Origin of the sequence: Microbacterium sp. 3J1 (genome assembly GCF_001049495.1) — a bacterium.
GTDB lineage: Bacteria > Actinomycetota > Actinomycetes > Actinomycetales > Microbacteriaceae > Microbacterium.
This window is the reverse complement of record NZ_CDWI01000001.1, coordinates 62,135-84,286: the sequence shown is the minus strand read 5'-3', so window position 1 is coordinate 84,286 and position 22,152 is coordinate 62,135. Positions and strand designations below refer to the sequence as shown.

18 protein-coding genes are annotated in these 22,152 nt (G+C 70.3%); 9 read left to right on the top strand and 9 right to left on the bottom strand.

Features of this window, described 5'->3' with window-relative positions; genetic code table 11:
• The first annotated feature begins 109 nt into the window (after positions 1 to 109).
• Entirely contained in the window at positions 110 to 2,029 is a 1,920-nt protein-coding gene (locus BN2660_RS00415) for a BglG family transcription antiterminator (protein ID WP_091225846.1), read from the top strand.
• Between the two features lie 37 nt (positions 2,030 to 2,066).
• Here BN2660_RS00415 and BN2660_RS00410 read toward each other — a convergent pair whose 3' ends face one another.
• From BN2660_RS00410 to BN2660_RS00400, 3 genes are read right to left on the bottom strand one after another with little or no spacing between them, the layout of a single operon-like run.
• Entirely contained in the window at positions 2,067 to 2,330 is a 264-nt protein-coding gene (locus tag BN2660_RS00410) for an HPr family phosphocarrier protein (protein ID WP_091225844.1), read from the bottom strand.
• Positions 2,331 to 2,335: 5 nt separating this feature from the next.
• Positions 2,336 to 4,006 carry a phospho-sugar mutase gene (locus tag BN2660_RS00405; protein WP_255304861.1) on the bottom strand — a complete coding sequence of 557 codons (1,671 nt, stop codon included), beginning with the start codon at positions 4,004 to 4,006 and terminating at the stop codon, positions 2,336 to 2,338.
• Entirely contained in the window at positions 4,003 to 4,836 is an 834-nt protein-coding gene (locus BN2660_RS00400) for a purine-nucleoside phosphorylase (RefSeq protein ID WP_091225841.1), read from the bottom strand. The genes BN2660_RS00405 and BN2660_RS00400 overlap by 4 nt, the downstream gene beginning before the upstream one ends.
• A gap of 48 nt (positions 4,837 to 4,884) precedes the next feature.
• Between BN2660_RS00400 and BN2660_RS00395 the strand changes: the two genes are divergently transcribed.
• Positions 4,885 to 6,339 carry an NAD(P)H-quinone dehydrogenase gene (locus tag BN2660_RS00395; protein WP_176697032.1) on the top strand — a complete coding sequence of 485 codons (1,455 nt, stop codon included), beginning with the start codon at positions 4,885 to 4,887 and terminating at the stop codon, positions 6,337 to 6,339.
• Positions 6,340 to 6,407: 68 nt separating this feature from the next.
• Here BN2660_RS00395 and BN2660_RS00390 read toward each other — a convergent pair whose 3' ends face one another.
• Together BN2660_RS00390 and BN2660_RS00385 are read right to left on the bottom strand one after the other, a co-directional pair.
• Positions 6,408 to 8,174 carry an acetyl/propionyl/methylcrotonyl-CoA carboxylase subunit alpha gene (locus BN2660_RS00390; RefSeq protein ID WP_091225839.1) on the bottom strand — a complete coding sequence of 589 codons (1,767 nt, stop codon included), beginning with the start codon at positions 8,172 to 8,174 and terminating at the stop codon, positions 6,408 to 6,410.
• A gap of 78 nt (positions 8,175 to 8,252) precedes the next feature.
• Positions 8,253 to 8,891 (bottom strand): Maf family protein, encoded by a 639-nt coding sequence (locus BN2660_RS00385; RefSeq protein ID WP_091226188.1) that lies wholly within the window; start codon positions 8,889 to 8,891, stop codon positions 8,253 to 8,255.
• A gap of 23 nt (positions 8,892 to 8,914) precedes the next feature.
• Here BN2660_RS00385 and BN2660_RS00380 point away from each other — a divergent pair, with 23 nt between their 5' ends.
• From BN2660_RS00380 to BN2660_RS00360, 5 genes are all read left to right on the top strand, one after another.
• Complete coding sequence (locus BN2660_RS00380; RefSeq protein WP_091225836.1) at positions 8,915 to 10,144, top strand: class I SAM-dependent RNA methyltransferase; 1,230 nt, start codon at positions 8,915 to 8,917, stop codon at positions 10,142 to 10,144.
• A gap of 53 nt (positions 10,145 to 10,197) precedes the next feature.
• Positions 10,198 to 10,860 (top strand): response regulator transcription factor, encoded by a 663-nt coding sequence (locus BN2660_RS00375; RefSeq protein ID WP_091225834.1) that lies wholly within the window; start codon positions 10,198 to 10,200, stop codon positions 10,858 to 10,860.
• Positions 10,850 to 12,085: a sensor histidine kinase gene (locus tag BN2660_RS00370; RefSeq protein ID WP_091225832.1), complete on the top strand. Its 1,236-nt coding sequence runs from the start codon at positions 10,850 to 10,852 to the stop codon at positions 12,083 to 12,085. Before BN2660_RS00375 ends, BN2660_RS00370 begins: the two co-directional genes overlap by 11 nt.
• A complete protein-coding gene (locus BN2660_RS00365; RefSeq protein ID WP_091225831.1) occupies positions 12,082 to 13,092 on the top strand; it encodes a hypothetical protein in 1,011 nt (336 codons plus the stop codon). The genes BN2660_RS00370 and BN2660_RS00365 overlap by 4 nt, the downstream gene beginning before the upstream one ends.
• Before the next feature lie 318 nt (positions 13,093 to 13,410).
• Positions 13,411 to 14,610 carry an ROK family transcriptional regulator gene (locus BN2660_RS00360; protein ID WP_091225829.1) on the top strand — a complete coding sequence of 400 codons (1,200 nt, stop codon included), beginning with the start codon at positions 13,411 to 13,413 and terminating at the stop codon, positions 14,608 to 14,610.
• 201 nt (positions 14,611 to 14,811) lie between these two features.
• Here the strand turns inward: BN2660_RS00360 and BN2660_RS00355 are convergent, their stop codons facing one another.
• The 4 genes from BN2660_RS00355 to BN2660_RS00340 all read right to left on the bottom strand — a co-directional run bounded on the left by BN2660_RS00355 (position 14,812) and on the right by BN2660_RS00340 (position 18,509).
• On the bottom strand, positions 14,812 to 15,015 hold the full coding sequence (locus BN2660_RS00355; RefSeq protein WP_091226186.1) for an acyl-CoA carboxylase subunit epsilon: 204 nt from the start codon (positions 15,013 to 15,015) through the stop codon (positions 14,812 to 14,814).
• Between the two features lie 35 nt (positions 15,016 to 15,050).
• Positions 15,051 to 16,649 (bottom strand): acyl-CoA carboxylase subunit beta, encoded by a 1,599-nt coding sequence (locus BN2660_RS00350; protein ID WP_091225827.1) that lies wholly within the window; start codon positions 16,647 to 16,649, stop codon positions 15,051 to 15,053.
• 101 nt (positions 16,650 to 16,750) lie between these two features.
• Positions 16,751 to 17,737 carry a hypothetical protein gene (locus BN2660_RS00345; RefSeq protein ID WP_255304853.1) on the bottom strand — a complete coding sequence of 329 codons (987 nt, stop codon included), beginning with the start codon at positions 17,735 to 17,737 and terminating at the stop codon, positions 16,751 to 16,753.
• Positions 17,738 to 17,816: 79 nt separating this feature from the next.
• Entirely contained in the window at positions 17,817 to 18,509 is a 693-nt protein-coding gene (locus BN2660_RS00340; RefSeq protein ID WP_091225824.1) for a phosphocholine cytidylyltransferase family protein, read from the bottom strand.
• A gap of 253 nt (positions 18,510 to 18,762) precedes the next feature.
• On the opposite strand from BN2660_RS00340, the gene BN2660_RS16710 reads away from it, so the two are divergent.
• Positions 18,763 to 20,592 carry an ATP-binding cassette domain-containing protein gene (locus BN2660_RS16710; protein ID WP_255304851.1) on the top strand — a complete coding sequence of 610 codons (1,830 nt, stop codon included), beginning with the start codon at positions 18,763 to 18,765 and terminating at the stop codon, positions 20,590 to 20,592.
• The gene (locus BN2660_RS00330) at positions 20,568 to 22,130 is read left to right on the top strand and encodes a hypothetical protein (RefSeq protein ID WP_091225822.1); all 1,563 of its coding nucleotides are present in this window, start codon (positions 20,568 to 20,570) and stop codon (positions 22,128 to 22,130) included. The genes BN2660_RS16710 and BN2660_RS00330 overlap by 25 nt, the downstream gene beginning before the upstream one ends.
• Positions 22,131 to 22,152 lie beyond the last annotated feature (22 nt).

The window sequence follows — 22,152 nt, the reverse complement described above, 5'->3', positions numbered from 1 at the left end:
TCCTTTCCGCCCCTGCGGAACGTCCGTTTCGGAGCGGCGACTCCCGGTACCTGACATCATGGAAGACACGTCGGGACAGTGCAGTCGGCACGGGGGAGCGGGGAGGAACATGTCGCGTCAGCGCCAGGACCAGCTCCTCTCCACCCTCCTGCGCCGGGGCACGTGGGCGACGGCCGCGAGTCTTGCCGACCAGCTCGGCGTGACGCCGCGCAGCATCCGTTCGTATGTCGCGGCCCTGAACGCGCGCACGTCCGGCGCGGATGCCGTCGAGTCGGGCCCGGCGGGCTATCGGGCAGGTGCGGGCGCGCGCGACGCGTTGCGCAGGCGTCAGGGCGGCGAGTCGGCACCTCGCGACCGTCTGCACGCGCTCGTCCGCACGCTGCTGGACGTCCCCGACGGCGTGGACGTGTTCGAGATGGCCGAGAGGCTGCACGTGAGCGAGGCCACGCTCGAGGCCGATCTCTCCAGGGTACGCGTCCTGCTCGAGGGGGGCGACCTCGTGCTGACCCGTGATCGGGAGATCGTGCGCCTGACCGGTGGCGAGGCGGCGCAGCGACGCCTGCTCAGCAGGCTCGCGCACGACGAGATGGATGCCGCATCCTTCCACCCCGAGACGTTCCGGCGCGCTCTCGCCGGAAGCGCCGTCGCAGCGCACGCCGTCGGGCCGTTCAAGTCGGAGCTCGTGCGCGAACTCGGCGAGCTCGGGTACTACGTCAACGAGCTCGCGATCTCCGACGTGCTCCTGCACATCGCGATCGCAGCCGACCGCGTGGCGGCCGGGCACTCGCTGGAGGCGGCTCCCGCGGGCGCCCGCCAGGAGATCCCACGGGTGGGCGCCGTCATCGCACGCCTCGCCGAAGAGCACTTCTCGGTGTCGCTCGGCGAGGGCGACAGCGGGCACCTCGCCTCCCTCGTGCTCACGCGCATCGTGGCACCGGGCGAGGACGCGACGCGCGAGGTCGCGAGAAGCGGAGTGGATCCCGCGGTGGAGCAGGCCGTGCGCGCCGAGCTCGCTCGCGCCGCCGAGGACTTCCAGGTCGACCTCGTCGACGAGACCTTCGTGCTGAGGCTCGCGCTGCACGTGCAGAACCTGCTGCGCCGCGCCGAGGAGAGCGGGCTCACGCGCAATCCGCTCACCCGCTCGCTCAAGACGACGTATCCGATGATCTTCGAGGTGGCGGTGTCGATCGCGAGCGGGCTGCACGACCGGCTCGGCACCCCGATCCACGACGACGAGATCGCCTACATCGCGATGCACGTCGGCGGTCGGCTCGAACGCAGCCGCAAGGCCGAGTCGATCCTCACCGCGACCATCGTCTGCCCCGGGTACTACGAGCTCCACGAGCTGCTGCGATCCAGTGTCGACCGCTCGCTCGGCACCTCGATCGAGGTGACGAGCGTCGTCACGAACGTCGACCCGGACTGGGCGTCGTTCGAGACCGACCTGGTCCTCAGCACGATCGAACCGGCGACGGGCGACCGCTTCGTGCGCATCCAGCCTTTCCTCACGGATGCCGACGTCGACCGCATCCAGCAGGCGGCGGCCCGGGTGCGGCGCACGCGACGCCTCACCCGTCTGCGCGGTGAGCTGGCGCGCTACTTCCACGCCGACGCCTTCGTCCACCCGCTCCCGGATGAGGGCGAGGAGGCCATCATCCGCCGACTGGGCGGCCTGCTCGTGCGGGTCGGTCTCATCGGCGAGGACTACGTCGAGAACACGATCGTGCGCGAGCGGATGTCCTCCACCGCGTTCACGGATGCCCTCGCCGTGCCGCACGCCCTCCAGATGACCGCGAGCAGGACGGCCATCGCGATCGGCGTCGCCGACGGATCCGCCGCCTGGGGCGAGGGGCGCGTGCAGGTCGTGGCGCTCGCCGCGTTCAGCGAGAGCGACCGCGCTGCGTTCCAGACCGTGTTCGAGCAGCTCGTCGAGGTGTTCAGCGAGCGCGACAGCGTGCAGCGCATCGTCCGCCGCGGGTCGACGTTCGAGTCGTTCCTCGACGAGCTCGTCGCCGTCATCGACGGCTGACGCCCGCCGGATCCCGCGTTCTTCGCGGATCGGAGTGTCAGCGCCGGGGGTCGAGGACGCCGGCCAGCGTGTCGAGCACCGCCTCGGCGTCCTCCGACTCCGAGGTCTCGAGCACCACCGCGTCGCCGGCGGCGAGGCCGAGGTCCATGAGCGCGAGCACGCTGCTGAGGTCCACGACCGCGCCGCTCGACGTCTGCAGCGTCACGGCGTGCGGATGCGCCTGGACGAGCCGCACGAGCTCCGCGACGGGGCGCGCATGCACCCCGTTGTGAGCGCTGATCACGACGTGTCTCCGCGGCATGACGACTACGAGCGCTCTTCCAGCAGCGCGCGCACGGCGGCCTCGAGTTCTCCGACGGCGGCGGTGGCGCGCTCCGCGGACTCCGCCGCGGCATCGATGTACACCTTGAGCTTCGGCTCGGTGCCGCTGGGCCGCACGATGATGCGCGAGCCGTCGGCGAGACGGTGGCGCAGCACGTCGCCCGACGGCCGGCCGGGCTCCGCGTGCAGGAGGTCCTCCGCGGATGCGATGGTGTGGGAGCCGAAGTGCGCCGGCGGGAGCGTGCGCAGCGACAGCATCACCCGACCGATCACCGAGAGGTCGTCGACGCGCACGGACACCTGTCCGCTGGCGAAGTGACCGTAGGTGTCGCCGAGCTCGGCGATGAGGTCGGCGAGGGTCGCGTGGCGCGCGTGGGCCTCGGCGGCCAGACCGAGGATCGCGACCGCGGCCGAGATGCCGTCCTTGTCGCGCACGGTCTCGGGGTTCACGAGGTAGCCGAGGGCCTCCTCGAAGCCGAACACGATCCCGGGAGCACGTGAGATCCACTTGAAGCCGGTGAGCGTCTCGTGGAAGTCGAGACCGTGATGCTGTGCGACCGCGCGGAGCCCGGGGGAGGAGACCAATGAGCAGGCGAGTGCTGCTCCCGGGGTGCCCGCCGCGGCGCGTGCGGCGCGGGCGCCGAGCAGCAGCCCGACCTCGTTGCCCGTGAGGCGCCGCCATCCGCTCTCCGACGACGCATCGGGGATCGCGACCGCGAGGCGGTCGGCGTCGGGGTCGTTCGCGAGGATGAAGTCCGCCTGCACGCGGCGGCCGCGGGCGAAGGACAGATCCATCGCCCCCGGCTCCTCGGGGTTCGGGAAGGACACGGTGCGGAAGGTCGCGTCGGGTGTCAGCTGCTCGCCGACGACCATCGGCTGCGGGTAGCCCGCCGCCGCGACGATCTTCGACAGCGTCTCCCACCCGACGCCGTGCATCGCGGTGTAGACCCAGCGGAGGCCGGACGCCGACTCCGGGGCGGGAGCCACCGCCGCAGTCGCCGAGACGTACGCCTCGACGACGTCCTCGCCGGCGGTCTCGTACGCGGTCGAGCGCGGAAGGGCGGACACGTCGCCCGTGTCGGCGACGTGCTGGATGTGCGCCGCGATCTCGGCATCCGCCGGTGCGACGATTTGCGACCCCTGGTCGTCTCCTCCGAGATACACCTTGTAGCCGTTGTCGTTGGGCGGGTTGTGCGACGCCGTCACCATCACCCCGGCATCCGCGCCGAGATGGCGGACGGCGAACGCGAGCACCGGGGTCGGCAGGAGGCGGGGGAGCAGGATGGCGCGCAGGCCCGCGCCGGCGAAGAGCTCGGCGGAGTCGGTCGCGAAGGTGCGGGAGTTGCGGCGGCCGTCGTAGCCGACCACGACCGTGGGGACACGGTCGCCGGCCCGCTCGCGCAGGTAGGCCGCGAATCCGGCGGCGGCCTGCGCGACGAGCACACGGTTCATGCGGTTGCTGCCGGCTCCGAGCGCCCCACGGAGTCCGGCGGTGCCGAAGGCGAGTCGAGCGCCGAAGCGATCATCGAGCTCGGCGACAGCCTGCTCCTCGCCGCCCGCCGCGCGCGTGATGAGCCCGGCGAGCTCGTCACGGGTCTCGGGGTCGGGGTCCTGACGCATCCAGGCGCGCGCCTGGGCGAGCCGCTCGTCGCTCACAGCGCCTCGACCACTCGCGCGAGGAGTGCCGAGATCACGGGCTCGGCGTCGCGTCCGGCCTCGATGACCTCGGCATGGCTGAGCGGCGTCTTCTGGATGCCGGCGGCGAGGTTCGTGATGAGCGAGAACCCGAGGATCTCCATGCCCGCCTCTCGGGCGGCGATCGCCTCGAGCGCCGTCGACATGCCCACGATGTGGCCGCCGATGTGCTTCGCCATCTGCACCTCGGCAGGCGTCTCGTAGTGCGGGCCGCGGAACTGCGTGTACACGCCCTCGTCGAGGCCGGGGTCGACGCTGCGGGCGATATCGCGCAGGCGCTTCGCGTAGAGGTCGGTGAGGTCGATGAAGGTCGCGCCCTCGAGCGGAGAGTCCGCCGTGAGGTTGATGTGGTCGCTGATCAGCACCGGCTGGCCCGGCGTCCAGGTCTCGCGCACGCCTCCGGCGCCGTTCGTGAGGACCATGATCTTGGCGCCCGTCGCCGCGGCGGTGCGGACGGAGTGGACGACGCGGCGTACGCCGTGGCCCTCGTAGTAGTGCGTGCGGGCACCGATGACGAGCACGTTCTTGCCGTCGGCGGTGCGGATGCTGCGCAGGGTGCCGACGTGTCCTTCGAGAGCCGGCTTGGAGAAGCCGGTCACCTCGGTGGCGGGGACCGTCGCGACCGTCTCGCCGATGATGTCGGCGGCCTTGCCCCAGCCGCTGCCGAGCGTGAGGGCGATGTCGTGGTTCTCGACTCCGGTCAGGCGCGCGATGTCCGCGGCTGCGTCGGCTGCGACCTCGAACGGGTTCGCGTTCGGGTCGTCGAGAGGGTTGCTGTGTGTTTCGGACATGGATCCACTCTAGGAAGGTGCAGGCTCGGGGGCCAGGATTGCGGAAGAATGGGAAGCATGTCTTCCACCCCTTTTGAGCGCACTCAGCGCGTCGCCGTCCTCGGCGGCGGTCCCGGCGGCTACGAGGCGGCCATCGCGGCCGCCCAGCTCGGAGCCGAGGTGACCCTGGTCGAGCGCGTCGGCGTCGGCGGGGCGGCCGTCCTCACCGACGTCGTGCCGTCGAAGAGCCTCATCGCCACGGCCGACGCCGCCGTCGCGATCTCCGAGGCCTCCGATCTGGGAGTGCAGTTCTACGCCAAGGGCGAGAAGGGCAAGCCTCTCAAGCCCGAGATCGCCATCAACCTGGCCGCGGTGAACAAGCGTCTCGTCGCGCTGGCGGGGCAGCAGTCGGAGGACATGCGCTCCGCACTCCTCGACGCGGGCGTGCGCATCCTCTCCGGACACGGACGACTCGAGGGGCCGAACGCGATCGTCGTGTCGACCGGCCAGGGCGGAACGGACTTCGACCGCATCGAGGCCGACACGATCATCGTCGCGGTGGGCGCGTCGCCGCGCGAGCTCGACTCGGCCAAGCCCGACGGCAAGCGGATCCTCACCTGGACGCAGCTCTACGACATGAAGGCGCTGCCCGAGCACCTCATCGTCGTCGGCTCGGGTGTGACCGGCGCGGAGTTCGCCTCGGCCTACATGAACCTCGGCGCGAAGGTGACCCTGGTCTCGAGCCGTGAGCAGGTGCTGCCCGGTGAGGACCAGGATGCCGCTCACGTGCTCGAGAAGGTGTTCAAGCGCGGCGGCATGCAGGTGCTCTCCAAGGCGCGTGCAGAGAAGGTCGAGGTGACCGACGCCGGCGTGACGGTGACCCTGTCGGACGGCCGCACGGTCGACGGCAGCCACTGCCTCATGGCCGTCGGCTCCATCCCGAACACCGCGGGCATCGGCCTGGAGGACGCGGGCGTCGAGCTCAACGAGACCGGCCACGTGCGGGTCAACCGCGTGGCGCGCACCTCGGTGCCGAACGTCTACGCCGTCGGCGACTGCACGAACTTCTTCCCGCTCGCCTCGGTCGCGTCGATGCAGGGCCGCACGGCCGTGTTCCACGCGCTCGGCGACATCGTGATCCCCCTCGAGCTGATCAAGATCACGTCGAACATCTTCACGGCCCCGGAGATCGCGACCGTCGGCTACTCGGAGAAGGACGTCGAGGACGGCGTGGCCGACGGACTCGTCTACAAGCTGCCGCTCGCGGCGAACCCGCGCGCGAAGATGATGGGCATCAAGGACGGCTTCGTGAAGCTGATCGCCCGCAAGGGGTCGGGCACCGTCATCGGCGGCGTGATCGTCGCACCGAAGGCGTCCGAGCTGATCTACCCGATCGCCGTCGCCGTCGAGCGCCGTCTCACCGTCGACCAGGTGTCGCGGGTCTTCGCCGCCTACCCGTCGCTGTCGAGCAGCATCACCGACGCGAGCCGCGCGATGCACCTCGTCAACGCGAACATCAGCTGACGGCATCCCGTCGATACGACGAAGGCGCCCCGCATCCGCAGGGCGCCTTCGTCGTATCCGGGATCGTGTCAGCTGATGGTGAGCAGCTGGTGACCGGCGGAGACCGTGGCTCCGGCCTCGGCGTTGATGCTGCCGACGACGCCGTCCTTGTGCGCCTGCAGCGGCTGCTCCATCTTCATGGCCTCGAGCACGACGACCAGGTCGCCCTTGACGACCTGCTGCCCCTCTTCGACCGCGACCTTGACGACGGTGGCCTGCATCGGGGACTTCACGGCGTCACCCGATGCTCCGGCGCTGACGGATGTCGAGTGGCTGCGGCGGGACGGCGGAACCGCGGCGGGGCGGCCGGCCGTGCCCGGTGCGACGGCGACGCGGTCGGGGAGGCTGACCTCGAGGCGCTTGCCGCCCACCTCCACGACGACGGTGTGACGGTTCTCGGACGCAGACGGCGACTCGAGCTCGCCGTCCCACGCCGGGATGTCGTTGACGAACTCCGTCTCGATCCAGCGGGTGAAGACGCCGAACTCGCCGTTCTCGGCGGTGAAGGCCGGGTCGTTCACGACCTTGCGGTGGAAGGGCAGGACGGTGGGCAGGCCCGCGACCTCGAACTCGTTCAGCGCCCGACGCGAGCGCTCGAGCGCCTCGGCGCGGTCCTTGCCCGTCACGATGATCTTCGCGAGCAGCGAATCGAACGCGCCCGAGACCGAGTCGCCGGCGGTGACACCGGAGTCGAGGCGGATGCCGGGGCCGCCGAAGGTCTTGAAGACGTGGATGGGTCCCGGCTGGGGGAGGAAGCCGCGTCCGGGGTCCTCGCCGTTGATGCGGAACTCGATGGAGTGTCCGGTCGGCGCGGGGTCGTCGTAGTCGATGGTGCCGCCCGCGGCGATGCGGAACTGCTCGCGCACCAGATCGATGCCGGTGACCTCCTCGGAGACCGGGTGCTCGACCTGCAGGCGGGTGTTGACCTCGAGGAACGACACGGTGCCGTCGGCGCCGATGAGGAACTCGCAGGTGCCGGCGCCGACGTACCCGACCTCCTTGAGGATCGCCTTCGAGGCGGAGTACAGCTGGGCGTTCTGCTCGTCTGTGAGGTACGGCGCCGGCGCCTCCTCGACGAGCTTCTGGTGGCGGCGCTGCAGCGAGCAGTCGCGAGTGGAGATGACGACGACGTTGCCCTCGGCATCCGCCAGGCACTGGGTCTCGACGTGCCGCGGCTTGTCGAGGTACTTCTCGACGAAGCACTCCCCACGGCCGAATGCCGCGACGGCTTCACGGGTGGCGGACTCGAAGAGCTCGGCGACCTCGTCGAGCTCGCGAGCGACCTTCAGGCCGCGACCGCCGCCGCCGTATGCCGCCTTGATGGCGATCGGCAGACCGAACTCCTGCGCGAAGGCGACGACCTCGTCGGCGCCGGCGACCGGGCCGGGCGTGCCGGGAGCGAGCGGGGCGCCGACCTTCTCGGCGACGTGACGTGCGGTGACCTTGTCGCCCAGAGCCTCGATGGCCTCGGGGGAGGGGCCGATCCAGGTCATGCCGGCGCCGATGACGGCGCGGGCGAACTCCGCGTTCTCGGCGAGGAATCCGTAGCCCGGGTGCACGGCATCCGCGCCGGCCCGACGGGCGATCGAGAGGATCTTCTCGATCTGGAGATAGGTCTCGGCGCTGGTCGCGCCCCCGAGGGCGAACGCCTCGTCGGCGAGGCGGGTGTGCAGTGCATCCCGGTCCTGGTCGGCGTAGACCGCGACAGACGCGATCCCGGAGTCGCGAGCGGCGCGGATGATGCGGACGGCGATCTCGCCGCGGTTGGCGATGAGCACCTTGGCGATATCAGGCATGGTTGCCAGCCTAGCGAGAAGCCCCTCGATCTTTTTGACGACCCTCCACAAGAAAGAGGTCGAAACGTCGACGGGAGTCTACGACCAGAGGTCGGTCCAGGTGACGCCGAGTTCGGCGGCCAGGCGCCGGACGGTCGAGAGCGACATCCCGACGACCGTCGACGGGTCGCCGTCGACCCGGGTGATGAAGGCGCCGCCGAGACTGTCGACGGTGAAGGCGCCCGCGACGAGGAGCGGCTCACCCGACGCGACGTAGGCGGCGAGCTCGGCGTCGGTGATGTCGTCGGCGAAGGTGACGGCGGCCTCGGCCGTCGCGGTCGCCTCGACGAGCGGCTCGCCGGGCGCGACCCTGAAGACCGAGTGGCCCGAATGCAGGATGCCGGTCGCTCCGCGCATCTCGTGCCAGCGCCTCGTGGCCTCCTCCGGCGTGTAGGGCTTGCCGTAGACGCGGCCGCCCAGTGCGAACATCGAGTCGCCGCCGATGACGATGCCGTCGAACGAGCCCTCGTCCGCGAGTCGGTGCGCGACGTCCGCGGCCTTCGCCCTCGCGAGGAGGAGGACCAGCTCCTCGGGGGCCAGCTCCGCACCGCGTGCGGCCGCCGCGGCCGCCGCCACGGCGTCCTCATCCACGTCGGGGGACTGCGTGACGGGCTCGATCCCCGCCTGACGGAGCAGCATGAGGCGGGCGGGGGAGGTGGAGGCCAGGCAGACGCGCATGTCCACCACCGTATCCTCGAAGGATGACTTCCTCCCCGGCACTGCTCGATCTCGACATCACCGGCATCGCGCACGGCGGTACCTTCATCGCGCGCCACGAAGGACGTGTGGTGTTCGTGTCCGACGCGGTGCCCGGCGAGAGGGTGCGCGCGCGCCTCACCGCCGATTCGACCGACGACTCCAAGAGCTTCTGGCGCGCCGAGACCGTCGAGGTCCTCGAGGCGTCACCCCACCGGCGCCCGCACGTCTGGGCGGATGCCGACGTGTCGCGCGATCCCGCGGACCGCGCCGGCGGTGCCGACCTCGGCCACATCGATCTCGCTCACCAGCGGGTGCTCAAGCGGCAGGTGCTCACCGAGGCCCTCGACCGCTTCGCCGGTCCCGGGCTCGAGGCTCCGCAGATCGAGGCGGTGGACTCCTCCGACGGCACGGGCTGGCGGACCCGCGTCACCCTGCACGTCGATGACGAGGGCACGGTCGGTCCCTACGCCGCGCGCAGTCACCGGGTGATCCCCGTCGCATCGCACCCCCTTGCCCGGCCGTCGATCGCCGAGGCGGCGCTCGCCCTCGCCGACGAGGCGCCGGGGAGCATCGACCTCGTCGAGCCGGGCGACGGCGAGGTGCGCATCATCCGTCGCGACCGCGTCGAAGGTCGGCCTGCCCGCGGGCAGGGGCGTCGCCCGAAGCCCGAGGTCGTCTACGAGCAGATCGGAGATCGACGCTTCCAGGTCGATGCGGGCGGGTTCTGGCAGGTGCATCCGCGTGCGGCGTCGGTGCTGGATGCCGCTGTCTACGGTCTGCTCGACGACCACGTCGATCCGTCGGCGACGCACCTCGACCTGTACGGAGGGGTCGGGCTGTTCGCCGCCACCCTCGCCGACCTCGGCGGCACGGACATCGTCACCGTGGAGTCCAGCAGGAGGGCGACCGGGCACGCGCAGCAGAACCTGGCGCCGCTCGACGTCAATGCCGTCACCGCCCGGGTCGATCGCTATCTCGCGGCTCTCCCGCCGACCGCCACGGCCGGCGCCGTCGTCCTCGACCCGCCCCGCGCAGGAGCCGGTCGCGCCGTCGTCGATGCCCTCCACCGCCTGTCTCCCGACGCCATCGCGTACGTGGCCTGCGACCCGGTCGCCCTGGCCCGCGACCTCGGAACCTTCCGCGAACACGGGTGGAAGGTCGGGACGATGCGCGGCTTCGACCTGTTCCCGCACTCCCATCACTTCGAGGTCGTCGCGCTGCTCACCCGCTGATCGGACGCCGAGGCGGTCGTCTGCCGAGGAGGCGGACTCACTAGGCTGGACGGATGAGCAGGGTCGCACTCATCGACGATCACGAATCCGTCCGCCTAGGGCTGGAGGCGGCGTGCTCCCGCGACGGCTCCCAGACCGTCGTCTTCTCCGGCAGCAGCGTGGGGTCCTATCTGGAGTGGCGGGCCGCGACATCCGCGGCATCCGCCGATGTGGTCGTCCTCGACCTCACCCTCGGCGACGGCACGACCGTCACCGAGAACGTCACGTCTCTCGTGGCGGACGGGGCGAGCGTGGTCATCCACAGCGTCGCCGATCGTCCGGCAGCCGTGCGTGAAGCGCTCGCCGCGGGAGCCGCCGGGGTCGTGAGCAAGTCCTCGTCGCTGGACGACGTGCTCGACGCCATCCGGACGGTCGCGCAGGGTGAGGCGCTCAACAACGTGGAGTGGGCGAGTGCGGTCGACGGCGATCGCGATTTCGCGGACGCCCAGCTGTCGACCCGCGAGCGCGAGGTGCTGCGCCTGTACGCGACCGGCCTGCCGCTGAAGGCCGTGGCGGAGCGCCTCGGCGTCGCGTATTCGACGGCCAAGGAGAACATCACCCGGATCAGGGTCAAGTACGTCGACGTCGGACGCCCGGCGCCCACCAAGGTCGATCTTCTGCGCCGCGCGATGGAGGACGGCATCGTCGGGGCAGACGGGGCACCGAGTGCCCGCTGATCCGCTCAGCATCCGTGAGGCCTGGAGCAAGATCCCCTCTCCGGGCAGCGTGGAGACCGAATTCGAGCGGTTCACCGGAAAGCGGATGGAGCGGATCCTCGCGACGGTCGTCGCGGTCGGCTCCGCGGTCCTGGGGTCGCAGGCGCTGATCGCGGCCATGACGACGATGGCCTGGTCGGATGCGCCGCACGTCGCGATGCTGCTCGTCGTCTACGTCCCGCTCGCGGCCATGCTCGTCGCCTGTGTCGTCGGCCGGGGTGTCCGATGGGCCTCGGGCATGTTCGCCGTCGTCTACGTGCTCGCCCTGGGAGCCTGGCCGAGCATCGTCGGCAGCGGCGACAAGGCTGCCGCCGAGCAGCCGTGGATCTTCTTCCTGGTCAATGTGGGTGTGGTCGCGGCGATGCTGGCCTTCCCGCTGTGGCTTCAGTTCGCCTGGGCCGTGGGGCTGCCGTTCGTGTACGGCTACGTGCGACTCGTCGAGGGTGATTTCTCGCGCGACTTCTGGGTGACGACGGCGTTCGACGTGTCCTTCACGCTCATCCTTGGCATCGTGATCATCTCCCTCGGGTGGATGTTCCGGTCGGTGGCGGCGGGCGTCGACGAGGCGCGCGCCCGGGCGGTCGCGTCCTACGCGGCAGCTGCCGCCGCTGCGGCGGCGGAGGAGGAGCGTGCGGCGATGTCGGCGCTCATGCACGACAGCGTGCTGGCGGCACTGATCGCGGCCGAGCGCGCAGAGGGCGACCGCGCACAGGACCTCGCTGTCGGGATGGCGCGAGAAGCCCTCACCCGCCTGGCCAATACGGAGGCGGCGGTCGCGCAGGAGGGCAGCGACGAGCCCGTGGCGGCAGCCCAGATCGTCGTCGAGCTGAGACGCGCGCTGTCGGAGCTGGGAGCCGACGCGATCGTCGAGGAGCGCGGCGGCATCGGCCTGATCCCCGGCAGGGCGGCTCGCGCTCTCGTCCTCGCCGCGAGGCAGGCCCTCGGCAATTCGGTCACGCATGCTCACGGACGCGGGCTGCACATCATCGCCGAAGGCCGAGGCGACGAGGGCATCAGCGTCACGATCTCCGACTCCGGACCCGGCTTCGACCTCTCGGGGATCGGTCCCGACCGGCTCGGCATCCGCGCGTCGATCTTCGCCCGCATGGCCGGCGTCGCCGGAACGGCCGCGATCGTCTCCGGCGAATCCGGAACGACCGTGACCCTCGGTTGGGAGAGCCCGTGAACAGGACGGTGCGCAGCGTCGCGACCTCGCTCGCGGTCGGGTTCGCGATGTACTTCGCCGCACGCGGGATCTGGTGGATCGAACAGCCCACCGGCCCGCTCTTCATGGTGGGCGCCATCGGTCTGTACCTCGTGGTGGTCAACGTCGCGATCCTCTGGGATTCGGCGGTCGCCGTGAAGATGCCGCTGTGGGCGGCGCTGCTGGCTCTCGTGTCGAGCGCACTCATTCCCGCACTCGTCACTGTCTCGCTCGACCCTCTGACACTGACGGCTCCGTTCGCGACCTGGTACATCGGCGCGCTCGGCCTGCTGGGCATCGTGTGCGTGGTGCGCCGCCGCTTCGTCATCGGCTGGCTCGTCGTCGTGGTCCTCGTGGTCGCGTCGTCCGCTGCCCTCGGGTTCTTCGTCGCACTCTCGCTCGGGCTCGTCGGCTCCGTGATGTGGGTCGCCGTCGCTCATCTGCTCGTGATGTTCTGGGACCGCGCCGTGCGCGACACCGAGCGTCTCGCCGGCATCCAGCAGGCCGTCTCGGCGTGGCATGCGACGCAGCAGGTGCGGCAGAAGGAGCGCCGGCTGCGGACCCAGTTCGCGCTCGATGTGGCGGGACCGATCCTAAGCCGTGCCGTCGCGACCCGCGGTGCTCTCGACGACGCCGAGCGGCTGGAGGCGCGGCTCGCAGAAGGCAGGCTCCGCGACGAGCTGCGCGGGGCGGACCTGCTGAACGACGCGGTGCGAGATGCGATCGAGGACGCGCGTCGCCGCGGGGCGGTCGTCACGGTCTTCGACGAGGGCGGCCTCGACGACGTCGACGAACAGCGGCGAGCAGCGATCCACGAGGAGCTCGCCGAGGTTCTGCGCGGCGCGGAGGCGGAGCGGTGGATCATCCGTGCCGCCCGGGACCCGCTGACGGCCGTCACGGTGGTCGGGCGGGCGGCGACCGGCGGCACCAGTGACGACGACGCCGTCGACGTCTGGCACGAGATCCCGCGCGAGGCTCCCCGCCTCTGACCGGCGCTTCCCGGGGTCCGACCGGCTGCGTCCTCGGCTCCGACCGGGGGAGGGGATCGGAGTCGAGGCGGTGAGATGGGCGAGGGGCGGCGTTGTCGCCAGCCCCTCGCCGTGCGGAACAGTTACCCGAAAACCGTCCGCCGGTGGCTGATCTGCGTCTGTCTACCCTGGGACGGAGAGACCAGCCGAACGCGAAGCGTCCTCTTCAGTCTCACGGTTAGTCAAGTCGTTGTCTGTAGGTATTTTGGGGGACACGGATCTCGCCGACGTGCGAGAAGATGAGGCATGGGAATGCGTCGCGGAACCAATCTCCCCCGAATGGGCGACTTCAACCAATCGGTGATCCTCGAGGCCATCCGCCGATCGGTCGAGGGGCTCAGCAGGATCGAGCTGGTCGAGGCCACGGGCCTCTCGGCGCAGACCGTCACCAACATCACCCGTCGCCTTCTCGACGAGGGGCTCATCATCGAGGCGGGACGCACGATCAACGGGCCGGGGAAGCCGCGCGTGACCCTGCGTCTCGTCGCCGAGAGCCGGTTCTCTGTGGGCGTGCACCTGGATCCGGCTGTGATCACGTTCGTGCTGCTGGACATGGCGGGCGCGATCGTCCGCCGCAGGATCGTCCGTGTCGCGGAGCAGGATCCTCGACGGGTGATCGAGACGATGGCGCTCACGATCGACGCGCTGCTCGACGACGCCGACATCGATCGACGGCGCGTCGCCGGTGTCGGCGTCGCCGCGCCCGGCCCGCTCGATGCGGAGCGCGGCACGGTGATCGATCCGCCCAAGCTGCAGGGCTGGCACCGGGTCGCACTGCGCGAGGTGCTGGCCGAGGCGACCGGCCTCGCCGTCATCGTCGAGAAGGACACCACCGCCGCTGCGGTGGGCGAGGTGTGGACCGCCACGAGTCCCGTCGACGACTCCTTCCTCTTCGTGTACCTGGGCACGGGTATCGGGGCGTCGCTGGTACGCGAGGGCGAAGCGGTCAGGGGCAGCTCCCAGAACTTCGGCGAGGTGGGGCACATCATCGTCGATCCGGAGGGCCCGCCGTGCCTGTGCGGGGCTCGGGGGTGCGTCGAGGTGGTCTGCACCCCGCAGGCGATCGTCGAGCGGGCCGTCGACGCCGGGGTGTTCGACGGCGACCACGCGGGAGGCGACGCCCAGACAGTGGAGGAGCGCTTCACGCGGCTGTCCGAGCGTGCAGGGGCAGGCGACCCGGACGCTCTCGCAGTGCTCCGCCGCGCGGCCGCAGACCTCGCCGTCCTCGTCTGCGTTCTGACGAACGTGCTGGACGTCGACAGGGTGGTGCTGGGAGGGCCCTTCTGGGCACGGGTGTCCGACGTGTACCTCGAAGACATCCCCGGGATCCTCGACGCTCGGAGCGCGACGCGCTCCGTGCGCACCATCCCCGTCGCGGGGACGGTCGTGGGTGACGACGTGGGCGCGGTGGGGGCGGGGTGCGTGGTCCTGGATTCCGCCCTCACCCCGCGCGCGTCGGACCTGTACCTGGATCGATGATTCTCCGCATACCGGTATATCGCTCGTAGCCCGGGACGGATATCTCCAATCGATGTACTATCGACGAGGGATGCGCCGACTGGGGTGGTGCCGGGGTTGCCCCCGCACCGATCGGCGAACACGACTGCGTGGTCCGCGAGCTGGGGGGTTTGCGGACCACGCAGGCCCCCGCGCCGATGGCCGTGCCACCCGTATCCCGGGTCAGCCGGAGAATCTGCCCCAGCGGATGTCGCGGCGGAGCGGCGCGCGCATCGATCGCTGCGTCCGCGTCCACGCCGAGACGACGGGCTCGTCTGCGACGGCATCGGCGGCCTCCTGCGCGTAGGCGTCGCCGACCACGGCGATCAGCGCTGCCAGCTCTTCGTCCGTCGCGGTGCCGCGCGTGATCTCGAACACAGGAGGCATCTCGCCGGCTCCCGCTCGCTCTGCCGGGCCGCCCATCACAGCGGAATGTTCCCGTGCTTCTTCGGGGGCAGCTCGGCGCGCTTGCCGCGCAGTGCCCGCAGCGACTTGGCGATGGAGACGCGGGTGTTCGCCGGCTCGATGATCCCGTCGATCTCACCCCGCTCGGCCGCCAGGAACGGCGAGGTCACGCTGTAGGTGTACTCGTTCGCGAGGCGAGTGCGGACGGCGGCGACGTCCTCGCCCGCCTCCTCAGCCTTCCGGATCTCGCCACGGTAGAGGATGTTCACCGCGCCCTGCCCGCCCATGACGGCGATCTCGGCGGTCGGCCAGGCGAGGTTGACGTCGGCGCCCAGCTGCTTCGACCCCATCACGATGTACGCCCCGCCGTACGCCTTGCGCAGGATCACGGTCACCATCGGCACCGTCGCCTCGGCGTAGGCGTAGATGAGCTTCGCTCCGCGGCGGATGACGCCCGTCCACTCCTGATCCGTGCCTGGCAGGTAGCCGGGCACGTCGACGAGCGTCACGATCGGGATCGAGAACGCATCGCAGAACCGCACGAAGCGGCTCGCCTTCTCGCCCGCCTCGATGTTCAGGGTCCCCGCCATCTGCGACGGCTGGTTCGCAATGATGCCGACCGAGCGGCCTTCGACGCGTCCGAAGCCGATCACGATGTTCGGAGCGAACAGCGGCTGGACCTCGATGAAGTCGCCCGCATCCACCACGTGCTCGATGACGGTGTGGATGTCGTACGGCTGGTTGGGGGAGTCCGGGATGATCGTGTTCAGCGACCGGTCGGCATCCGTTGTCTCCCACTCGAAACCGCTCTCGTACCCGGGGATCTCGGCCATGTTGTTGTCGGGCAGGAAGCTGAGCAGGGTGCGCGCGTAGTCCAGCGCGTCATCCTCGTCCTCGGCGAGGTAGTGCGCGACACCCGACCGCGTGTTGTGCGTGAGCGCGCCGCCCAGCTCCTCCATGCCGACGTCCTCGCCGGTCACCGTCTTGATGACGTCGGGGCCGGTGACGAACATCTGGCTGGTCTTGTCGACCATGATGACGAAGTCCGTGAGGGCGGGGCCGTAGACCGCGCCGCCCGCTGCCGGTCCCATGATGATCGAGATCTGCGGGATGACTCCGGAGGAGCGGGTGTTCAACCGGAAGATCTCGCCATACTTGCTCAGCGCGAGGACACCCTCCTGGATGCGCGCGCCGCCGGAGTCGAGGATGCCGATGATCGGCATCCCGTTGGTCAGCGCGAATTCCATGATCTTGATGATCTTGTCGCCGGACACCTCGCCGAGGGACCCGCCGAAGGTGGTGAAGTCCTGCGAGTAGACGGCGACGGTGCGTCCGTTGATGGTGCCGACACCGGTGACGACCGAGTCGCCGTACGGGCGGTTGCGATCCATGCCGAAGGCCGTGGTGCGGTGGCGGACGTATTCGTCGAACTCGACGAAGCTGCCCGGGTCGACGAGGAGCTCGATGCGCTCGCGGGCGGTCATCTTGCCCTTCGCGTGCTGCTTCTCCTGTGCGATCTTCTCTGCGTCGACAACGGCTTCGTTGTAGCGAGCGCGGAGATCTGCGATTCTGCCGGCGGTGGTCGAGAGTTCGGGCTTGTCCGTCACGGATTCCACCCTATCGTCGGCCCGGCGCGCACCGTTGGATGCTCGCCACAACGGGTCGCCGGATCCTTTGGCTGCTCTCTTGCAGCCGAGCGCCCTCGAGTCGGCTGTGATCAGTGGCGTGGAACCGAAGGCGAATCCGAGCCCAACGAGTCCGGCAGCTCATGATCGCCGCGATCCTCCGCCGACTCGATCTCATTCCTGCGACGACGCCCGACCGAGGCGATCGTCCGTCCGGCCCAGCCCACACCCCTGACGGCGGAGCCCGCGGCGCCCACGACGGCGCCGCCGACGAACTGGGCGCCGTGGAGCATCCGCGACTCGACCCGCTCGGCACCCGCAACCGGTTCGAGCTCGATGGGCAGGGTGATCGGCGGCGCCCCGAAGGCGTGGTGCGAGGTGGTGAGCACGCGCCGGCCGAGGATGTGGTTGCCGGCGCCGCCGACGGCCGCGCCGACCCCGAACGGGAGGGCCTTGCCGATGAAGGAGGCGCCGCCCTTCGCGGCGAACTGCCTGACGAACGAACTCTTGAGTCGATCGACGAGGGGGCCGACGGCGGCGCGGGGGAGCGACTTCGTCACCAGCTCGCCCCAGTAGGACGACCGCGTGCCTCCGCGGCCGCTCGCCTGGCCGGCGAGCTGTCCGACGAGGGCGACTCCCTCCTTGCCGAGCATCAGCGTCATGACGAGCGCCCTGGCGCGGTCGGGGTTCGCGATCGCGATGCCGTGGACCTCGGCGACCGACTGCGCGAAGAGCGCCGTCGACTCCACGAACCCGACCGTCTCGACTCCCGAGAGCGCGAGCGTGATGCCGGTTCCGATGCCCGGGACCACCGCGGTCGCGCCGACCGCCGCGCCGCCGGTCGTCACCGCGGCGAGGTAGCGCCGTTCGAGGATTCGGATGATCTCGGCGGGGGTCGCGTGGGGATTGCGCAGGCGGATGCTGCGGATGTGGGCGAGCACGAGCGGACGTTGGATGGCGAGGACGCGGTCGAGACCTCGGACGACGAACGGATGCTCGGTCGAACCCACCGGCGGAACGCCCCTGTCCCACGGGGCGTCGTCGGAGAGCGAATGGATCTTGTGCACCTTCGGAGCCATGTGTCGATCCTAAGAACGGATGCCGCAAAAACGCCGAATGCCCGGTCCCATTGCGGACCGGGCATTCGTGCTGTACGGCTCAGACGAAGAGGTTCGCCCGCTCGAGGTCCTCGGCGAAGTCGACCTCGACCGCATACAGGTCGGAGACGTCCATCGGCTCGAGCAGCAGGCCGTCCTCTGCGATCGCGAGCTCCAGGCCGCGCTCGAAGTAGTCCTGGTCCTCCACACGCTGCAGCTGGCGCATGAACGCCTTCTTGTTGGCGGCGGAGATGTAGTTGATGCCGACCGCCTCGCCGAGGCCGCCCTTCACCGTCTTGGAGAGCTCGTCGATGAAGCCCTCGGCCGTGACCGTGTACTTCACCTCCTCGTCGCTGACCTTGGAGGTGTTCACGGTGACGAACGACTGGTCGCGCTCGATGTACGCGGCGGCACGGCCCAGGATCATCGGGTCGAACACGACGTCGCCGTTCATCCAGAGGACTCCCGACCTGCCGGTCGCGCCGAGGGCGCGGAGCAGGCTCTTCGACGTGTTGGTCTCGTCGTAGCGCTCGTTGTGCACGTAGTTGACGTTCGGGAACGCCTCGATGATGGTCTCGGCGCGGTAGCCGACGACGGTGGTGATGCGGGCGTCGGAGCCGAACGCGGCACGGATGTTGTCGTGCTGCTGGCGCATGATCGTGCGGCCGTCGCTCAATTCGGTCAGCGGCTTCGGCAGCGCCCGGCCGAGGCGCGAGCCCATGCCTGCGGCGAGGATGACGGTCTGAAGAGTCACGAGTGCTCCTAAAGGAAGTTGTGTTCACGATCGGTTCACCGATCAGACACTTCGTCGTGCCGAGAGCCATGCTAGCGAGTGAGCCTGGGAAGCTCCGCGGGGCAAGGTGTCCGTTGTCGTTTCGTGATCCACTACACACCGAACGTCCAGCTTCGTCCAGGGCTTGACAGGAGGGTCGTCAGGCGTGAGCGCTGATGCGAGCGATTGTTGCGGCGAGCCTAAGAAAGTCGGCACCCGTTGGTACCTTAGGACGGTGACTGCTTCCCCCGACGACCGCACCGAAGAGGTGGCTGACGCCGCGACCCCGCCCGCGAAGAAGGCGCCGGCCCGCAAGGCGTCGCCGCGGAAGGCTCCGACGGCGAAGGCGGCGTCCGGCAGGACGGCACCGAAGGTCGCCGCTGAGAAGGCCGCCTCGGCGGTGGAGGTCGTTGCCGAACCCGCGATTCGGATCGACCCCGCAGACGTGCCTGCGGCGGCGAAGGCGACCGTCCGCAAGGCGGCGGCGACGAACTCGGCGCGGTCGACGGCCAGCCGCACCGCGACAACGGCGAAGGGGGCGTCGGCCACCCGGACGACCGCCGCTCGCACCGCTGCGACGAAGACGGCGGCAGCGAGGACCGCAGCTGCCAAGACCGCGTCGAAGACGACAGCGGCGAAGTCCACCTCGGGCGCCGGCGCGTCGAAGACCGCCGCTGCCAAGACGGCTGCGGCGAAGGCCGCCGCCGAGAAGTCGGCCGCGGCGAGATCGACCGCTCGCTCCGCTGCCGCTCGTTCGACATCGGCCAAGGCGGTCGCTGCCAGGACGGCCGCCGCCAAGACGGCTGCGGCCAAGGCCGCCGCAGCGAAGAAGGCGGAAGAAGAGACGCGGGCCACCGAAGCCTCCGAGCAGACTGCGTCTGCCGAAGCGCTGATCCCGGCCGAACCGGCGACCATGCCCGCCGAGGGCACCCTGGACGCGGGTCGCGCGTCCGAGCTCCCGGCGACGGTCGAGGCTGACCCGGCCGTAGACGCGGAGCCGGTCGTCGAGGTGGAGCCGGTCGTCGAGGTGGAGCCGGTACAGAAGGCTGAGCCGGCTGTCGAGATGGAGCCTGCCGTGGAGGCAGAGCCTGCGATCGAGGCCGAGCCCGCGGTCGAGGTGGAGCCCGCCGTCGAGGCAGAGCCCGCTGCAGAGGCGGAGCAGCCCGCGGTCGTGGACGTCGAGTCTGCCCCCGCGGTGGAGCAGGCCGACGTGCCCGCAGAGGTCGCCGATGCGGCCGACACCGTCGGGGAGACAGAGGACGCACCGGCCGAGCGGTCGATCGGCGGCGCCGATGCAGCCTCTGCCGTCGAGGCGATCCGCATCCGGGGTCTCGTGAAGAGCTTCGGCGATCAGACCGCCGTGAACGGCATCGATCTCACCGTGCCCGCGGGCTCGTTCTACGGGATCGTCGGCCCGAACGGGGCGGGGAAGACCACAACCCTGTCGATCGTGGCGGGCCTGCTCCGCGCCGATGGTGGCAGCGTCGAGATCTGCGGGATCGACCAGGCGGTGAAGCCGTTGATCGCCAAGCGCATGATGGGAGTGCTTCCCGATCGGCTGCGCACCTTCGATCGGCTGACGGGACGTCAGCTCCTCTACTACTACGGGCTTCTCCGGGGACTCGCGTCGAACGTCATCGAGAAGCGCGTCGGCGACCTCGCCCGAGCCTTCGATCTGGGCGATGCGCTGAACCGCGTGGTGTCCGACTACTCCGCGGGCATGACCAAGAAGATCATGCTCGCCGGTGCGATGATCCATTCGCCGCGCGTCCTCGTCCTCGACGAGCCGTTCGAGGCCGTCGACCCGGTGTCCTCGGCGGTGATCCTCGACATCCTGCGCGCCTACGTCGCGCACGGCGGAACGGTGATCCTCTCGAGCCACGGAATGGACCTCGTCGAGCGGGTCTGCTCGCGGGTCGCGATCATCGTCGCGGGCGACGTGCTCGCCGAGGGCACGATCGACGAGGTCCGTGCCGGACAGACGCTCGAAGCCCGTTTCGTCGAGCTCTCGGGCGGCATCAGCGAGGTGGAGGGGCTCGAGTGGCTGCACACGTTCTCCGACTGAGGGCTGCGCTCCTCGTCGGGTCGCTGCGCGGCGAACGGCGGGCGCGCACGCTCGGCGCACTCGCAGTGGTCGCCGTTCTCACCGTGGTGGTGTGCGGAGCCGTGCTGAGTCTCGGCGACGCCCCTGCTCCGGTGGCGCGCACCGTGATCGTGCTCGGCAGCGCGGCGCTGCTTCTCGGGTTCCTCGTCGGACCGATCCTCGTCGGTGCGACCGACCAGCTCGACCCGCGACGATTCGCGGTGTTCGGCGTCGATGAGAAGCAGATGCCGTGGATCCTCGCGCTCGCCGCGTTCGTCAGCGTTCCGAGCCTGGCGCTGGTCGCCGTGCACACGTGCGTCGCCGTGGTCGCGATCAGGCTCGGGGCTCCCTGGCCGACGGCCGTGCTCATGAGCGTCCTGAGCGTCCTCTCGACCATCCTCGCGGCACGGATCGGGATGGCGGTCAACGCCCTCCTCCTTCCCGAGCGTCGATCGCGTGAGCTCACCGCGCTCTTCGCACTCGCTGTCGTCGTCATCGCGTTCCCCGTCGCCGTCTTCCTGGCGTCGCTCAAATGGGAGGGCCTCGTTCCCGCGGCGGTCGCCGCGCTTACCACGACGGTCGGTCTCACCCCGCTCGCGGCTCCCTCCTGGTTCCTGTTCGCCGTCATCGCGGACACGGGGGACGCCTGGATCAGCGGCGTCATCGCCGTCGCGACCGCCGTGCTGCTCTGGTCCGTCTGGACGTGGCTCGTGGCACGGCTCCTGACGACGACCGAACGGCCCGTTGCCTCTCGCGAGCGCACAGGGCTGGGGTGGTTCGGCCTGCTGCCGTCCAACGCCTTCGGTGCGATCGCATCTCGCAGCCTGGTCTACTGGCTGCGCGACCGCCGATACATCATGAACCTGATCGTCGTGCCGGTGGCCGGCGTCCTCACCGTCCTGCCCCTGCTCGTCGCCGGCGTCCCGCTCGAGATCGCCGCCCTCGTCCCCGTGCCGGTGATGGCGCTGTTCTTCGGCTGGCTCCCTCACAACGACGTCGCCTACGATTCGACGGCTCTGTGGACCCATGTCGCCAGCGGGGTGAACGGGCTCTCGGATCGCCTCGGACGGCTCGTGCCCGTGACGCTCGTCGCGGTACCCGTGCTCGCGATCGCCGTCCCGCTCACTCTTCTGTGGATCGACGACTGGCCGCTGCTCCTCCCGCTGACGGGCCTCGCGGCCAGCCTGCTGCTGTCGGCGCTCGGCCTGTCGAGCATCATGTCCGTCGTGGCGCCGTACGCGGTGTCCCGTCCTGGCGACAGCCCGTTCCAGCAGCCGCAGCGGCCGACGTCCCGTGGCGCCTATGGCCCTGCCGCGGTGTTCCTCGGGGCCATCGTGCTCAGCGTCCCCACCGCCTGGCTCTTCGCGCTGACGATGATCGAGGGTGAGCAGTTCGCCCCCGCGACGTTCTGGGCGGGGCTGGCGACGGGCGTGGGTGCCGTCGTGCTCGGCGTGGCCGTCGGCGGACGTATCTTCGAGCGCGAGGGCGAGCGTCTCATGGAGTTCGTCGAGACAGCGTGACCGCCGCCCGCGGCGGGCTGCG

What these genes read in the sequence shown, in the direction of transcription:
- BN2660_RS00415 (WP_091225846.1), top strand. Translation starts at nt 110, where the DNA reads ATGTCGCGTCAGCGCCAGGACCAGCTCCTCTCCACCCTCCTGCGCCGG.
- BN2660_RS00355 (WP_091226186.1), bottom strand. Translation starts at nt 15,015, where the DNA reads ATGCCTCCTGTGTTCGAGATCACGCGCGGCACCGCGACGGACGAAGAG.
- BN2660_RS00360 (WP_091225829.1), top strand. Translation starts at nt 13,411, where the DNA reads ATGGGCGACTTCAACCAATCGGTGATCCTCGAGGCCATCCGCCGATCG.
- BN2660_RS00345 (WP_255304853.1), bottom strand. Translation starts at nt 17,737, where the DNA reads ATGGCTCCGAAGGTGCACAAGATCCATTCGCTCTCCGACGACGCCCCG.
- BN2660_RS00390 (WP_091225839.1), bottom strand. Translation starts at nt 8,174, where the DNA reads ATGCCTGATATCGCCAAGGTGCTCATCGCCAACCGCGGCGAGATCGCC.
- BN2660_RS00410 (WP_091225844.1), bottom strand. Translation starts at nt 2,330, where the DNA reads ATGCCGCGGAGACACGTCGTGATCAGCGCTCACAACGGGGTGCATGCG.
- BN2660_RS00375 (WP_091225834.1), top strand. Translation starts at nt 10,198, where the DNA reads ATGAGCAGGGTCGCACTCATCGACGATCACGAATCCGTCCGCCTAGGG.
- BN2660_RS00395 (WP_176697032.1), top strand. Translation starts at nt 4,885, where the DNA reads ATGGGAAGCATGTCTTCCACCCCTTTTGAGCGCACTCAGCGCGTCGCC.
- BN2660_RS00385 (WP_091226188.1), bottom strand. Translation starts at nt 8,891, where the DNA reads ATGCGCGTCTGCCTGGCCTCCACCTCCCCCGCCCGCCTCATGCTGCTC.
- BN2660_RS00380 (WP_091225836.1), top strand. Translation starts at nt 8,915, where the DNA reads ATGACTTCCTCCCCGGCACTGCTCGATCTCGACATCACCGGCATCGCG.
- BN2660_RS00400 (WP_091225841.1), bottom strand. Translation starts at nt 4,836, where the DNA reads ATGTCCGAAACACACAGCAACCCTCTCGACGACCCGAACGCGAACCCG.